12 protein-coding genes are annotated in these 15,637 nt (G+C 38.0%); 8 read left to right on the top strand and 4 right to left on the bottom strand.

The genetic code is table 11. The features are described from left to right. Positions 1-138 precede the first annotated feature (138 nt). Entirely contained in the window at positions 139-3,672 is a 3,534-nt protein-coding gene (locus tag O0931_RS08665; RefSeq protein WP_269415168.1) for a chemotaxis protein CheB, read from the bottom strand. A gap of 533 nt (positions 3,673-4,205) precedes the next feature. Between O0931_RS08665 and O0931_RS08660 the strand changes: the two genes are divergently transcribed. Both O0931_RS08660 and O0931_RS08655 read left to right on the top strand, forming a co-directional pair. Beyond that, positions 4,206-6,770, top strand: a complete 2,565-nt coding sequence (locus O0931_RS08660) for a multicopper oxidase domain-containing protein (RefSeq protein ID WP_269415167.1) — start codon at positions 4,206-4,208, stop codon at positions 6,768-6,770. A gap of 118 nt (positions 6,771-6,888) precedes the next feature. Then, positions 6,889-7,293, top strand: a complete 405-nt coding sequence (locus O0931_RS08655) for a putative quinol monooxygenase (RefSeq protein ID WP_269415166.1) — start codon at positions 6,889-6,891, stop codon at positions 7,291-7,293. Between the two features lie 631 nt (positions 7,294-7,924). On the opposite strand, the gene O0931_RS08650 is transcribed toward O0931_RS08655, so the two are convergent. Next, on the bottom strand, positions 7,925-8,887 hold the full coding sequence (locus O0931_RS08650; RefSeq protein WP_269415165.1) for a GlxA family transcriptional regulator: 963 nt from the start codon (positions 8,885-8,887) through the stop codon (positions 7,925-7,927). Positions 8,888-9,028: 141 nt separating this feature from the next. Here O0931_RS08650 and O0931_RS08645 point away from each other — a divergent pair, with 141 nt between their 5' ends. From O0931_RS08645 to O0931_RS08625, 5 genes are all read left to right on the top strand, one after another. Then, positions 9,029-9,523: a DinB family protein gene (locus tag O0931_RS08645; RefSeq protein WP_269415164.1), complete on the top strand. Its 495-nt coding sequence runs from the start codon at positions 9,029-9,031 to the stop codon at positions 9,521-9,523. A gap of 74 nt (positions 9,524-9,597) precedes the next feature. Beyond that, positions 9,598-10,017: a VOC family protein gene (locus O0931_RS08640; protein WP_269415163.1), complete on the top strand. Its 420-nt coding sequence runs from the start codon at positions 9,598-9,600 to the stop codon at positions 10,015-10,017. Positions 10,018-10,121: 104 nt separating this feature from the next. Next, positions 10,122-10,499 (top strand): DoxX family membrane protein, encoded by a 378-nt coding sequence (locus tag O0931_RS08635; RefSeq protein WP_269415162.1) that lies wholly within the window; start codon positions 10,122-10,124, stop codon positions 10,497-10,499. A gap of 97 nt (positions 10,500-10,596) precedes the next feature. Then, a complete protein-coding gene (locus tag O0931_RS08630; RefSeq protein WP_269415161.1) occupies positions 10,597-11,028 on the top strand; it encodes a DUF2147 domain-containing protein in 432 nt (143 codons plus the stop codon). Positions 11,029-11,036: 8 nt separating this feature from the next. Beyond that, on the top strand, positions 11,037-12,056 hold the full coding sequence (locus O0931_RS08625) for a WD40/YVTN/BNR-like repeat-containing protein (RefSeq protein WP_269415160.1): 1,020 nt from the start codon (positions 11,037-11,039) through the stop codon (positions 12,054-12,056). Positions 12,057-12,250: 194 nt separating this feature from the next. Here the strand turns inward: O0931_RS08625 and O0931_RS08620 are convergent, their stop codons facing one another. Both O0931_RS08620 and O0931_RS08615 read right to left on the bottom strand, forming a co-directional pair. Then, a complete protein-coding gene (locus tag O0931_RS08620) occupies positions 12,251-13,822 on the bottom strand; it encodes a hypothetical protein (RefSeq protein ID WP_269415159.1) in 1,572 nt (523 codons plus the stop codon). Positions 13,823-13,851: 29 nt separating this feature from the next. Next, on the bottom strand, positions 13,852-14,754 hold the full coding sequence (locus O0931_RS08615; protein WP_428982667.1) for a dienelactone hydrolase family protein: 903 nt from the start codon (positions 14,752-14,754) through the stop codon (positions 13,852-13,854). A gap of 274 nt (positions 14,755-15,028) precedes the next feature. On the opposite strand from O0931_RS08615, the gene O0931_RS08610 reads away from it, so the two are divergent. After that, a complete protein-coding gene (locus O0931_RS08610; RefSeq protein ID WP_269415157.1) occupies positions 15,029-15,619 on the top strand; it encodes an RNA polymerase sigma-70 factor in 591 nt (196 codons plus the stop codon). The last annotated feature ends 18 nt before the right edge of the window (positions 15,620-15,637 follow it).

The raw sequence follows: 15,637 nt of genomic DNA, 5'->3' as shown, positions 1-15,637 counted from the left end.
GAAGGTTTAACTGTTAATTTATTGATGTATGGCAAATATTTTATAAAATACCGCTGTTCTGTATTATTTTAAAAGTTAACTAAATAAATAGACGCTAATTTTTTCAAATGTTACAAGACATTTTAAAATGCTGAACCGCTACTCGAATTTTGGCAGGTTAAAGTAAAATTTGGATCCTTTGCCAGGCTCACTTTCGACCCATACTTTCCCATTGTGACGGCTAATAATTTCAGATGAAAGATAAAGCCCGAGGCCAAAGCCGGCAATTGTTTTAGTCGAAGTCGTATCTATCCTTGAATAACGTTCGAAAAGCCTGTGCTGATCATTTTGGTGTATTCCTAACCCCAGGTCGGCTACAGATACCTGTACAATGTCTTCAGTACAACTAACCTCAATCTCGATGGGTCTTTCTTCAATATTATATTTTATTGCGTTGCTAATATAGTTGCTTATAACCTGGCCGATTTTATCGCGGTCTCCGTTAACTTTGCACAATGGTCCTTCTTTTAAAGCAATGGTATGGACAGGCGCCAGAAAAAGAATTTCATAAATCGTTTCACTGACCAGGCCATTCATTTCAAAAGTCTCCCTGTTAAGCTTAATCCTTCCGCTCTCAAAGCTCGAAACGCTTAAAAAACCCTTTATGAGTGTAGTCATTTTCCTGATTTGTATGCTTGCTTTTTCCAGGGCTGAAACTGTAAAATTAAAATCGGGCTTATCTGCCTTTGATTTAAGCAGCTGGATATATGCCTGCAGGATGGTTAGCGGGGAGCGGAGTTCATGACTAACCATAGCTATGAAATCATTTTTACGGACTTCATCCTGTTTATGGATGGTAATATCGTTCACCACCCCCGTGAAGTAAGCTGGTTTTTTTTCTCCATCAAGTACTAAGCTTCCAATTGCTCTGACCCAGGTGTCGAAACGATTATCACCGCTGGAGACGGCAAATTCTATGTCGAATCGCTGACCTGTTTTTACCGTTACGTCCACAGCCTGCTCAAATATCGCTCTGAATTCGTCTTTTATCCTTGAAACAGCAGAAAGATAACTTACCTCTTCTTTATCTGTAAATCCGAAGAGATTCTTAAACCGTTGTGAAGCGGAAAATTCTCCTGTTTCAATTTTTACAGACCAGGTTCCTGTTCCGTCGGCATCGATTGCCATTCCCAGCATCTTATTGCTGTTATCTAATTTTTTCTGTACTTCTTTTAATTCGGTAATATCGTTAAATGTAATAATAGCACCGCTGTTTTTTTGATCAGATTGCCTGACATAAGGCATGGTCATAACCTGGTACCATTTTCCATTATTTGTTTCGATTTCTTTAGTAATGACAGTACCGTTGTCAAGTACATTACGGATATCTTCAGTCAGTGTTTCGAACTTGATATTTGTTGTAATATTGCTCAACGGTCTACCGATATCGCTTTCAAGCAAATTGATCTGCTTAATTGTGCCCGGCGAAAACTTCATGAGCAAAAGTTCATTATTTATAAATAGCTGACCATTCAGGTTACTTCTGAAATAATTATTCAGATCATCATTAATCTCGGATAGTTCCTTGTTTTTCAGCTGATATTCAGAATTGATGGTATCCAGTTCCTCGTTTACAGATTGCATCTCTTCATTAGTACTCTGCATTTCCTCATTTGCAGATATCATTTCCTCGTTAAAAGACTGCATATTCTCATTCGATGCATCCAGCTGCTCATAAGTCGCGTTGAGTTTTTCCTTCAATATTTTTACTTCCTCTTCCAGATTCAGCGTATATTCATCATGATATTTTTTCTCGTCAAATTCGTTGCCTTCAGGTGTTAAAGGTGCAAAAGTATGATCCTCGCTAAAAGTAACCATCATCAACTTTTGCCCGCTGCCACCATTTGCAAGTGGGGTAAGGGAAAGATTTACCCGAAGGAATTCTTCGTTATGTTTTACTTTTATCCGATTTAAAGTAAGTTTTTCGTTGGACTTAAGCACGTTGTTCCTGAGCGAATGGTAAACCATGGCAAGTTTTTTAGGAAGCAGTGTTTCCAAGTCAGTCGTAAAATGCTTTGGTAAAAGGAACCTGGATGTGTTTCCATAGGACTTAATTACGTTCTGCTGCTCGTCAATGCAGACAACGAGAACGTTAAGTTCATGAGCCAGGTTCTCTTGCATGGCATCAGCCAGGTGAAAACCGCCATTATTACCCCCTGCAAGTGTAAAATTAGAGGAAACCCGGCGGGCGGTTATGGATTCGGGTATTGAAAAGGCATCAAAGCTTACCGAATGCTTGGATTTAAGGTTACGGTATATCTTATGCGCTTTGCTTACTGTCTCTAAATTCTTTATAATGGGCATTGGGTTTTCACTCGAGCCAAGAAACAGGTAGCCATCCTGCTTAAGTCCGAACAACATCACTCCGAATACCTTTTTCTGCAACACCGGAGCCATGTATATCAGCAGGTTGCGGCAGCTGATAAGATGCATATTACAATAAGGCGGGTTCTTGACCAAATCATGCTGTGCGAAAATGGCCAGTTTGCGCAGGCTGGTTTTTATCTTGTATCCTTCACCTTCGGCTATGAAATAATTCTCCAGTCTTTCTGCAGAAACATTTTTAACTGCATCTTTTTGATAAAATCCTTTTCCGGCATGTGCCAGTGCCTTGCTGTCAATATCCGTTGCAAATATTTTTACAGCAGTATTTTCATAAATGCCTTTGAGTTGCTCGCATATAATTATAGCCAGAGAATAAACTTCCTCTCCGGTAGCACAACCTGCTACCCAGATTTTGAGTTCTTCCCTGGGCATAAGTTTTTCAAGCATACGGGGTACAATATTAGTTTCCAGAAATTCGAATGCCGATGAGTCTCTGAAAAAGGCAGTTACACTAATCAGGAAATCCTTCGAGAGCGATTCTATCTCACTGGGTGTATCACGAAGGAAGAAAAGATAATCCCTGAGTGTACCCAGATTGTTATAAGCTGCACGTCTTTTCGTCCTGCGCAAGATCGTTGAAGATTTATAATCAGAAAAATCAAGCGGAGAACGTTCTCGGATGAGTTCGATAATCTGGGCAAGATACTTGCTGTCTTCAGCTGTGTCCGATTTCAAAATACCTTCATATTTCACATAATCTTCAATTGCGCCCGGCATTGATGCGGGTTCGAGGATAAAGTCGACCATGCCTGTTGAAATGGATTTGTACGGCATGCTTGGAAAAGCAGAAGTTTCAGGGTCCCTGGCCATTACCATCCCGCCTTCTCTTTTAATACATGTAATTCCTTCTGCGCCGTCACTTCCCAGGCCTGAAAGCACTATTCCTATGGCTCTTCTACCGCTGTCGAGAGCAAGTGATTCGAAAAAAGTATTGATTGTAAGGTGCGGACTGCTTATTTTTTCTTTTGGGGTTAAAAAAAGCCTGTTGTCGCGTATGGTCATGAATTTATCATTCGGTATCAGGTAAACCCGGTTACATTCTACCAGCATACCCTCAGTGGCCTGCTCAACCGAAAGTTTGCTGTGCTTGGAAAGTACTTCGGTCATCCTGCTTTTAAACTCAGCAGAAAGATGCTGTACAATTACATAAGATACGCCGTCAAGAGGGGTATGGTCGAAAAAAACAGTAATTTCTTCAAGTCCGCCCGCCGAAGCGCCAATGGCAATTATATATTCTGGCTCTTTCATATCACTCAATATTTTTGTAAGGTGGTAGGCAGTAGATGAGGTTATGCCTCAGAGAAATAAACTGTGAAGGGGGAATTCAAAGGTAATGATATGGAATGACAATTTTCCGGATTATCTCGATGCAGATTTGTAATATCCGTCAACCTCGATACAACACAAAATATACAGTCTTTTAAAAGTTATTACTGTTAAGAACCCTGTATTTCAAAATCATTAAGAAATCTTTTAACGCTGGTTTTCTGGGTCTTCGTTCCCGTTTTATAGTTCCTTAACAATGCCATCCAGTGGCAGCAACTTCACACAAACTATTCTTTTTTTGCTAATCCGGGTTTCTATATCATACTGACTTGCTGTAGGTATTTCCAAACGATAAGATTTTTGCGATGTAAGTTTGCAGGTAATCTTTTTTGCTTGTAATGGGGTATGACCGAACAGGGTAAATAATTATATAAAAGATACGGAAAATTGTATAAAATTAGTTTCAGGCCCGTCTTTTACCTTTGTAAGGTGACAAAAACTCATATCAGTAGAACATGAAAAACCGATTAACTGCTTTTTTAATAATCCTCTGCTCCGTTGTTTCCGCCCAGGATATGAATAAACGCAGTTCAGCAAAAAGCAGTGCTTCTGAACCATCACAGGCCGTTTACACTTGTGTAATGCATCCTGAAATACATAAATCCAAACCCGGTAATTGTCCTAAATGCGGAATGAAACTGGTACCTGAAAAATCTAAGACCCTTTTACCAAATAATGGTCAGCTGAAAATTAAGGGTGGCGAATCAAAAAGGGGGGTGGAAGATATGGGGAAAATGCAAATGGATGATACTAATGAAACCATCGTTAATATTAAAAAAGCAACAAAAAATTTAGGCTCTTTAAAGACACTCGCCAATAAATTCCCGTCGCGGACAGTCCGTTACGATCTTTATGTAGCAGATACCATTGTTACTTATGGAAAGAAAAAAAAGCGGGCAATTGCCGTAAATGGCCAGATTCCCATGCCAACCCTGACCTTTACCGAAGGCGATACGGCATTAATTTATGTGCACAATAAATTAGACGAAGAAACGGCACTCCACTGGCATGGCTTGTTTTTGCCAAATAAAATGGATGGCGTACCATTTCTTACGCAAATGCCCATCAAACCACATACTACATACATTTATAAATTTCCTGTTGTTCAGCACGGAACACATTGGTACCATAGCCATAGCAAACTTCAGGAGCAAATTGGTATGTACGGCGCGTTTATCATAAACAGGAGGACGGAATGGGCTATCCCAACGCTACCGGTGGTTATCAGTGAATGGACCGATATGAAACCTGAAGAAGTACACAGAAGCCTGAAAAATGCCAGTGACTGGTTTGCAATTAAAAAAGGTACTACGCAAAGTTATGCAGAAGCCATCAGAACCGGTCATTTTAAAACCAAAGTTGCCAACGAATGGAAGCGTATGAATGCCATGGATGTAAGTGATGTTTACTATGAATCTTTTCTAATCAACGGAGAAAAAGAGTCATCACATCCGCAGTTTAAAGCCGGCGATAAAGTTAGACTTCGTATTGCCAATGGAGGCGCTTCAGATTATTTCTGGCTTAAATACGCAGGTGGAAAAATTACAGTAGTTGCAACAGATGGTAATGACGTAGAACCGGTGGAAGTGGATCGGTTGATTATTGCCGTTTCCGAAACATATGATGTCGTGGTTACTATTCCTGAAAATAAAAGTTACGAATTTTTAGTAACCCCTGAAGATAGGACTAAATCAGCCTCCTTATGGCTGGGCAAGGGAGAACAGGTTTATGCACAGAAAATGCCTAAGCTGAACTATTTTGCCGGAATGAAGATGATGAACAACATGATGGATGGTCGGGGTAACATGATTAAGATGGATGGCATGCACATGCAGAACCAGGTAATGGATATGAATACCGTTATGTACCCGGAAATAACCGGCGAGGAAAATCCCGAAGGAAAGAATAGCATGAAGGGCATGCAGATGTCCGGCGTTAAAAGCCAGTCTGGAATGATTATGGCTGCGGAGAATAAAGATATCGTAACCTTAAATTACGATATGCTCCGCGCTCCGAAGCAAACAACCTTACCAAAAGGTCAGTGGAAAGAACTCAGGTTTGATCTTACGGGTAATATGAACCGCTATGTGTGGACACTGGATAATAAGACTGTTTCAGAGAGTGATAAAATATTAATCAAAAGGGGAGAAAACCTAAGAGTTGTTCTTTACAATAACAGTATGATGCGCCATCCGATGCATTTACACGGCCATGATTTCAGGGTACTTAATGGGCAGGGCGCTTATGCACCAATGAAAAATGTGCTCGACATTATGCCCATGGAGCGTGATACCATCGAATTTGCTGCATCAGAGACCGGTGGCGACTGGTTTTTCCACTGCCATATCCTTTACCACATGATGAGTGGCATGGGAAGGATATTCAGTTATGAGAGTACGCCGTCGAATCCTGAAATATCAAATCCGAAAATGACGCAACGTAAACTATTTAATGATGACAGGGCATTTCACCCGATGGCAAGAATCGGACTGGAAACCAATGGCAGCGATGGTGAAATGATGCTGGCCAATACGCGTTACCGTTTCACCACTGAATGGCGCATTGGCTTTGATAAAGAAATGGGTTATGAAAGCGAAAGCCATTTAGGAAGGTACATCGGTAAAAACCAGTGGCTGATGCCTTATGTGGGTTGGGATTTCAGAAAAAGAACCGTCGAACCCATGGATAAAAATATTTTCGGGCAATCTCTATCACCAGGCAATAACTTCTTCGGGCAAAACAATACCAAAAACTTCAGGCAGGTATTTCATTTGGGCGTTCAGTACACCCTGCCTTTGCTGGTTGTGGCCGATGCTGCTCTCGATCATAAAGGAAATCTGAGGTTTCAGCTGATGAGAGAGGATATCCCGGTTTCTAAAAGATTGCGGTTTCAGTTTATGGTGAATACCGACAAGGAATATATGGCCGGTTTCAGGTATATTGTTACCAGGTATTTTGGTTTATCAACACATTATGATAGTGATATGGGTTATGGTGGGGGATTAACGTTGAGTTATTAAGACGTCGTAATAAAGATATTTTTCTAGGCTCAGGAACATTGATTTTCAGACTGCTTATAATTACATTAAACAATGCTATATTTATTTACTGATTAAAGCTTACAAAACAATTAATGATATGCGACTAAAACAGAATACCTTGCTAACCTTTGCAATAAGTTTATTTATACTGATGGTATTATTCCATAAGGATAGCAAAGCGCAGGCTAAAAATCAAATGGTTAGACTGGCAAAAATTGAAGTTGAGCCATCGCAACTGGAACAGTATAATCGAGCACTAAAAGAACAGATGACGACTGCCGTACGTGTTGAGCCTGGCGTATTAGCTTATTATGCCGTTGCTGATAAAAATAACCCGGCGCACATCACAATACTTGAAATTTATGCCGATACAGCTGCATATAAATCGCATATAGAAACCATTCATTTTAAGAAGTATAAAGACACTGTTAAGAATATGGTTAAATCCCTAGAACTTGTTGATGTAAGCCTGATAGGCAAAGCGGTAAAAACATCTTTGTAATTTTTCGTAAAATAAATAATTGCATTAACAGGAAAATCTGCCTGACCTAGTTTTTGAAATTCGGGAAATAAAATCAGGTTGTATAGATGCTTCCCTGCAATGATTACTTTTTTAAGATCTTTATTACGAAGTGTTTTTTCGGCCGATAAAATTTTAATTTTTCTTCGAAATAATCATCAGGTTCGTAAGCGAATTCTAACAGACAAGGTCATAATCCGGTTAACAGGCGAAAGCTGAATTAGCCTTTTGCCAGACCAACTTTGGCACTACGGTTAAAAGGAATAATTAATTAAGTTTAAAATACGCAATCGTGCTTCTAATTTAATAAAAGAACAATATACTATGATTAGTGTAACACAGCAGCAATAAATACTGCATAAATAATTCTAAAATTTCTCGTAATCGCTAGGCATTGGTTCTGCAGAATAATAACAATAAACCATTGCACAAAGTGAAATGAAATAGAAAGAACCAACAATTAAAAGTATTGTGCTCATAATATAATTATTTGGTTAAAATATAATAACGTTAAGTTAATCAGAATTATTTTATTATTCAGAATTATTTTTTGCTGTATTGGAATGATTACAATAATTCGATAAAAAAGTGAGTCCGTTAAAGCTTTTAAATGTCATCTGACCTGAAATTTATCCCTGTATTGAGAAGGTGTCATGCCCACTGTTTTTCTAAATACCTTCCTGAAAGCCTTTGGATCATTATAGCCTGAGTTATAAATTATTTCAGTCATTTGTTGTGCCGTTTGCTCTAAAAGCTTTTTTGCCGCTTCGATTCTTGTTTGTTGCAGGTATTCTATCGGCGTGATGCCGATTACCTGTTTAAACCGCCTTACTATGTTTCTCCTGCTCGATGGAATATCTTTTATCATTTCTTCAATGGTTGCTACATCCTGATAATTACTTTCAATTTTTTCCTGTGCAGAAGCAACAATTTCATCATTATGATGCCTGGTTGGCTGAAAAGAACTAAAATAAGATTGATTGTGCCTGTCCATATCGATGGCGAAGATTTTTGCTGTCTTAACGGCTAAATCTTTGCCACAATGAATTTGCAACAAGTATAGTAAAAGATGAAAGGTAGATGTTGCACCCCCGCTTGTAAATAATCTACCATCCTGTGTTACGGTTTTATCTGCTTTTAACTGAACTGAAGGGAAGGCTGCTGAAAATGCTGAACATGCATCTACATGAGTTGTAGCAGCTTTTCCATCTAATAAACCGGTTGCGCCAAGTAAAAATGCACCCGTGCAAAAAGTCGCGATTTCAGCACCGTAATGGTATTGTTTTATCAGCCATGGAATAAATGCTTGATTTAATGCTAACGTACCTTTCATATCATCTGTGGTAAAAGATGGAATAAGAATAAGTTCGTAACTTTCTTTATTTTCAATCCTGTCAGATTTGTATGATTTAAAAAAACCGTCAACCCGGTTATTTAATGTTAAAAGTGAAATGTCAAAAGCCACTTCCACATGGTTATTAGCCTGGAATTTATTCGCAGCTTCAAATACTTCTAAAATGGCAGCAACACTTAAAAGCTTATATTGCTCAGGAATCAGAACAGCAATCTTAATCATTCGGTTAGGTACTTATTTTTTTAAATATATAAATTATTGTCTTAAACAACCCCTAATCTTGACTTTTACAGCAAGCAAAAGTCATCAGATATCCTCGTAACTTTAATGTACTACTTAAATAAATCCTAAAGAATAATTAACATGGAAAATAAACCGGTTAGCAGCAGATTATACGGAATTATGGTGCTGTTTGAAATGCATACAGATTTTTTAATAAAAGCTTTAGATGGAATAAAGGAAGAAGATGCTCAGAAAAGGCTGAATACAAAGGCAAATCACATTTCCTGGATAACCGGCAGCATCGTTTATGGCAGGTATTACCTGGCGAAATCATTCGGTATAAATTCAGATTCGGAAACCGGTGAATTATTTAAGGACAATAAAGGAATAATTGACGATGCATCATATCCTGATTTAGCAGATTTTAAAAAGGATTGGCTAAAGATATCGCCAGGTTTGCATAACGCGATGATGAATGCAAGTGATGCTAAACTGGATGAACCATATGAAATGCCGGGAATGAAAATGACTCTTTTTGATATGATTTCTTTTACAACCTATCGTGAAGCAAACTGTATCGGGCAAATCGCACTTTGGCGCAGACTGCTGGGCTACCCAGGTATGAACTACATGTAATCAAAAAATCGTATCTATATCTAAGAAATAAATAAAAATTTAACCATCCTGTAAACGGATTAAAGCACAAAACAATGGCTACAGTAAACACGTATTTAAATTTTAACGGAAACACCGAAGAAGCGTTTAATTTTTATAAATCGGTATTTGGCGGAGAATTTCTAACTGTTCAACGATTTAAAGATTCACCTGGTTGCGAAGGCATGAAAATTAGTGATCAGGAAAAATTAATGCACATCGCATTACCTATTGGTGGCAATATTTTAATGGGCACAGATATCACCGAGCCAATGCCGCCTGCAACATTCGGTACAGGTATTTCGCTCTCTGTAGATGCATCGAGCGAAGAAGAGGCATACAAATTATTTAATGATCTGGCTGAAGGCGGTAAAGCGACCATGCCACTTGATAAAATGTTTTGGGGTGCATTATTTGGTATGTTAACCGATAAATTCGGGATTCAGTGGATGGTTAACTATGATTATAATATATAACAGGATTTAAATAAAGGTAAACCACACAAAATTGAGATAATATTTTTTGATACAATATCCTTTTATTATTTTTAACTAACCCCAAACTTAAACCAATTACGATTATGAAAATTGCAACGATTATTATCCGGGTGCTGTTAGGTGCCATGTATCTTTTTGCATCAGTCAGTTTTTTTTTGAAATTGATGCCTGAACAGCCAAAAATGTCGGCAGAACAAACAACGTTTATGGCCGGTGTTATGGCTTCTGTATACTTAATGCCACTAATTAAGGTTACAGAATTAGTTTCTGGTGTATTGCTTTTAATCGGAAGAACGGCTCCATTGGCCGCATTGATTATTTTTCCGGTTACGTTAAATATATTTTTCTATCACTTGTATTTAGGACCTAAAGAATTACCAATGGTTGCTGTTATGCTGCTGTTTAACTTATTTCTTTTTTACGCTTACCGACAAAAATACTTGCCGATAGTTTCCAAATAATATTAAATCTATAAAACTTTTTCATGCCTTTTATATTTATTATGTTTGCATAGTAAAACAAATTATTATCTTTAAAAACACTAAATAGAAATCAATTATGAGAAAGTTCCAGTTTTTTCTGCTGTTATTTGCAGCAATAAGTTTTAACGCAATTGCGCAGAGTAAAGATGCCATTGTTGGGAAGTGGTTAAATCCAACCGGTGAAGGCCAGATAGAAATTTACAAGAAAGGCGATAAGTATTATGGCAAATTGGCCTGGATAAAAGAGCCTAATTTGAATGGAAAACCTAAAACCGATGCTAAAAATCCAACTGCAAGTTTGCAGAACAGGCCATTATTAAATTTAGAAATTTTAAAGGATTTTGTGTATGATGATGGTAAATGGACCGACGGAACCATTTACGACCCAAAAAGCGGGAAAACGTATAGCTGCAATATATCTTTAAAAAGCAATGATGTAATGAATGTTAGAGGCTATATAGGTATTTCCTTATTGGGCCGCTCAGAGACTTTTAAGAGAGTTAAATAGAATTTAAAATGAAGAAATTAGTATGGTGCCTGATTCTGGCACCTTTTTTTTGCGCCGCCCAGACGTATTCTCTTAAACCCTTAAATGAAAATACCAAAACAAGTATAAGAGGCTTGAGTGTTGTTACCGATAAAATTACATGGGTGAGCGGGAGTAATGGTTCTGTCGGTAAAACTATTGACGGCGGTTTAACCTGGCAATGGATAAAGCCTAAAGGTTATGAAAAACTCGATTTCAGGGATATTGAAGCTTTCAATGAAAAGGAAGCTATAATCGTTAATGCAGGCGCACCAGCCTATATTTTAAAAACGGTTGACGGAGGCGAAAACTGGACGGAAACTTACAAGAATATTGATACGGCGATCTTTTTAGACGGATTGGGGTTCTGGGATAAAAACAGGGCTATCATATTTGGTGACCCTATCAATAATAAAATGAAATTGCTGAAAACAGTCGATGCGGGTAAAAACTGGCTGGACATTTCATCAAATTTAATGATGCCCCTAACAAAAGGTGAAGCAGGATTTGCTGCCAGCGGTACCACGATAAAAACTTTATCCGGTGGTAAAACCTGGGTTGCCAGCGGAGGAACAGTTTCGAATATATATTTCTCTCCCGATTATGGTTTAACCTGGCAAATTTTTAAATGTCCGGTTTGGCAGGGAGAAAGTACAACCGGACCTTTTTCAATTGATTTTTATGATGCCAGAAACGGGGCGCTTGTTGGTGGAAATTACGTAAAAGATAAAGACAACAGCAACAATGTTTTACTTACAAATGATGGTGGCAAAACCTGGGTTAAACCTGAAACTCCGGTTGCCGGATTTCGCTCGGGTGTTGCGTACATGAATAAAAACACTCTGATTGCTACAGGAACATCCGGAACAGATGTTTCTACTGATGGCGGTAAAAACTGGAAACACATTTCTGATGTGAGTTTTAATTCGGTTCAGAAGGCTAAAAAGGGCAATTCAGTTTTACTGGCAGGAAATAAAGGGCTTATTTATCAACTTGAAGTAAATAATTGACTCATTAAATCGTCTTTGTGAGGCGGCTATTTCAGCCAACGAAACCTGCCCACCGAGGCAGGCAATCTTTCTTGATATGAGTTTACGATATCTATTACAAAAAAAAGACTGCCCCACACTTTCACACGGCCCGTGCCTAAGTTCGTATCAGATGGCAATCGGATGATATTTGTGAACGGATTAACTGAGGTTAATTATATTTTTTCAACGAAAATAGGAGTTTCAGTTACTTTTAAAGTCAATTTTCCGCCTTTGATATTCACCGTTTTGCGAAACATATCATCTTTACCAACCTGTAAAGTATGTATTACAGCTTGCTTTGCGTTACCTAAATTCAATTGGTAAGTAACTTTTCTATCTTTTTGATCGGGTACCGTTAAAACATATATTTCTTTTTTGCCGAGCTTATATAAATCAACTACCGGCTCATTGCTTAATGTTCTGGCGTAAAAATAGTTTCCCAATAGTTTTTTGGTTTGCAGGAAATAATCTGCGGAAGGCCTTTTTTTGAAATCATCATGAAAACCTGAACTGCTGTACTGTACAGGGTTATTAGGGCCACCGGCGTCGTCAAACATGTAAAACATACATCTTGCAATGCCATGCCGGGCGTATAAAAGCGCTGTGCGCAAATTCCAGTCTGCTTGCGTAATTAAAGAAGATTTTGAACCGATAGAAATTGCACCTTGTGGTGTTTTACCGATATCATAACCGGTTTCCGTTACCCAAACAGGTATCTCTTTGCAGAATTTATCCCTCACTGCGATAAATTTACCTGCCATACCGCCAATTTCAGATAATTCCGGCGCAACACCTTTTGTTGCTTTGCCGCCGTTTACAAATGCATCGTTTGCATAAAGGTGGTAGTTAATTACATCGAAACAAAGATTTATACTTCCATCAGGTTTAAGTCCCCTGTTTTTTTTGCACCATAGAATCATTTTTTCCACAAACTCAGGTTTTGCATCTCCTAAACCGCCCATTACGACCTGCATACCAGGGTCAGCATTTTTTACACCCACATTTTTACCCAATTTACCTTTGTCTCCATCGTAAAATGCAGATAAATTTGCTGCATATTCCTCTGCAGTCTGTTGTGCCTTTTTTCCAGCCCACCATTTATCAGGTTCATTATTACATTCTACATATTTAATAAGGTTTAAACCAATTTTTACCGTATTGATGTTATCAGATGTCCATCTTGGAGATTTATTTACAGTAAGCAATACCGAATCAATATTTTTGCTAGCACCATACCTTGCTGCAAACTGAAAGCCCATTTTTGCCTGGGCGATGTAAGATTCGGGTTTGCTTTTGTCGTAACCAAAAGGTACAGGCGTGTTGTCTGCACCTTGCTGATCTTTGGGATAACCTTTCAAAAACCAGCCCGGAACATTTTTAATGCAAGCTAAAACATCAATGTCCTCCTGTTTTAATCTGGCGTACATTACATCATAATAGGCACCGCCTGAATGCGTTGGATTAAAGGTGTATTTCCCTTTTTCCGTTTCCATTCTTTCCCAATCCAGATAATGTCTGATGCCGCCGAAGGATTTTAGAACGGCTATTCTCCTTTCGCTAATTACGTCAGATTGTTTATCTTCTACAAAATCCCATTCAAATGCGTTAACGCCTAAATAGTTTTTAAAGGCTGAATTGGATGCATTAGCAGGAGGTTTTGAAATATCAACCTCGTCGGCCTTATAATTTCTGGTACATGCACAAAGCACAAAAAGAATTATAAAGCCACAAACGGTATTTTTCATTTAGCGCAATTTAGTTAAGCAGAAAAAATTTAACTTATTTTATGCCTGAATAAATCTATAGTTCGTTGCCAGGCTAATTTTGCTGCAGCTTCGTTATACCGGGTTGGGGAGGTGTTATTATTAAATGCATGATTCACGCCGTCGTAAATAAAAATTTTGTAATCAATATTTGCCGCTTTTAAGGCAGTTTCATAAGCAGGAATACCCGCATTTATACGCTCATCCAAACCGCCGTAATGCATCATTACACTTGCTTTTATTTTTGGTACATCTGCTGCTGCAGGTTGTGCGCCATAGTAAGCTACTACCGCTTGTAAATTAGGATCGTTTACCGCAAGTTTATTCGCCATGCCGCCACCCCAGCAAAAGCCAACGCAACCAACTTTGCCATTTCCGCCTTTAATTTTACGCAGGAATTCAATTCCTCTTAGATAATTCTGAAGATTCTTTTCCGGATCTAATTTCCCTATCAATTCCCTTCCTTTATCTTCATCCGCAGGTGTACCGCCGAATGGCGATAAGGCATCTACACCCAAAGCGATAAAACCTTCCGCTGCAACACGTTTGGTAATATCGATAATATGCGCATTTAAACCCCTGTTTTCGTGTATAACCAATACAGAGCCCAGATTCTTTTTGCCTTTTGGTTTAGCTAAAACAGCCTTCATATCACCTTCAGCACCCGGAAAGGTTATTTCTTCTGAAGTTATTTCATCACTTTCAAACGCTGCAGCAGAAGCATAGTTATTCTCTAATAAAGGTAAAACAGTTAATGCTAAAGCCGTGCTGCCGGTCAGGATTGCAAGCCTTTTCATAAATTCTTTCCGGCTTAACTGGCTATGGGTGTACTTATCGTACAAGTTGATGATTTTCTGGTTCATGTGCATGGAATTTAATCGGTTATGGCTAAGGTAACATTCTGATTTTGAAATTAAAATTATGGTTTACAATATTGAAGGCCTATTCCAAATTTTTCAGCTGAGCATAGCGCAATATTATGAACTTCGGGTAATAGATGGTATTAATATGTAAATCTTAGACAACTATTATCTCAATATTCAATCTACTTTTGATTTGGTTAAAATAAGTTAGAAAATAACACAAATTATAAAAAATTACATACATTGGATAACCAAATATTACTGTTTGATTTGTAGAAACGCTCCCTACCTAATCTACTAGGGTTTCAAAATATACCAATTCATTATGAGCGAGGCAGAAATACGGTTTTTACTGGCCAGAATGGCTAATGATGATCATTCGTCATTAAAGAAACTATACATGTTCTTTAATACTGTTTTATTAAAATTTGCATATTCTTTTGTAAAATCAAATGAAGTGGCGGAGGAAATTGTCGACGATGTTTTTATACGTATCTGGTTAAACCGGGCGCATGCAACCGAAATTGTTAATTTCAAAAGCTATCTTTACGCTTCCGTAAAAAACCGTTCACTTAATCATTTATCGAGTTCGTATCTTTCGGATATTATTCAAATCGAAGAAATTAATATAGAGATTAAAGATAATGCGCCTACCGGTGAAGAACACTTATATGCAGAAGATACATTAAATATTATTGAACAGGCTGTAAATGCCCTGCCCATACAATGCAGCAATGTATATCAACTCGTAAAAAATGAAGGGATGAAATACAAAGATGTAGCCTTACACTTAAATATATCTGTAAAAACAGTAGAATATCATATGGGCAATGCGTTAAAAAGTATTGCTAAAAGTCTTGCCGAAGAAACTTTTTCAATCCATAAATTTAAAGTTAATAAAGTATTACCAAATTAATTTTTAATTTACACTAGG

Origin of the sequence: Pedobacter rhodius, assembly GCF_027213645.1 — a bacterium.
GTDB classification, from domain to species: domain Bacteria; phylum Bacteroidota; class Bacteroidia; order Sphingobacteriales; family Sphingobacteriaceae; genus Pedobacter; species Pedobacter rhodius.
Note: the sequence above shows the minus strand (reverse complement) of the source record. Positions and strands in the feature narration are given on the sequence as shown.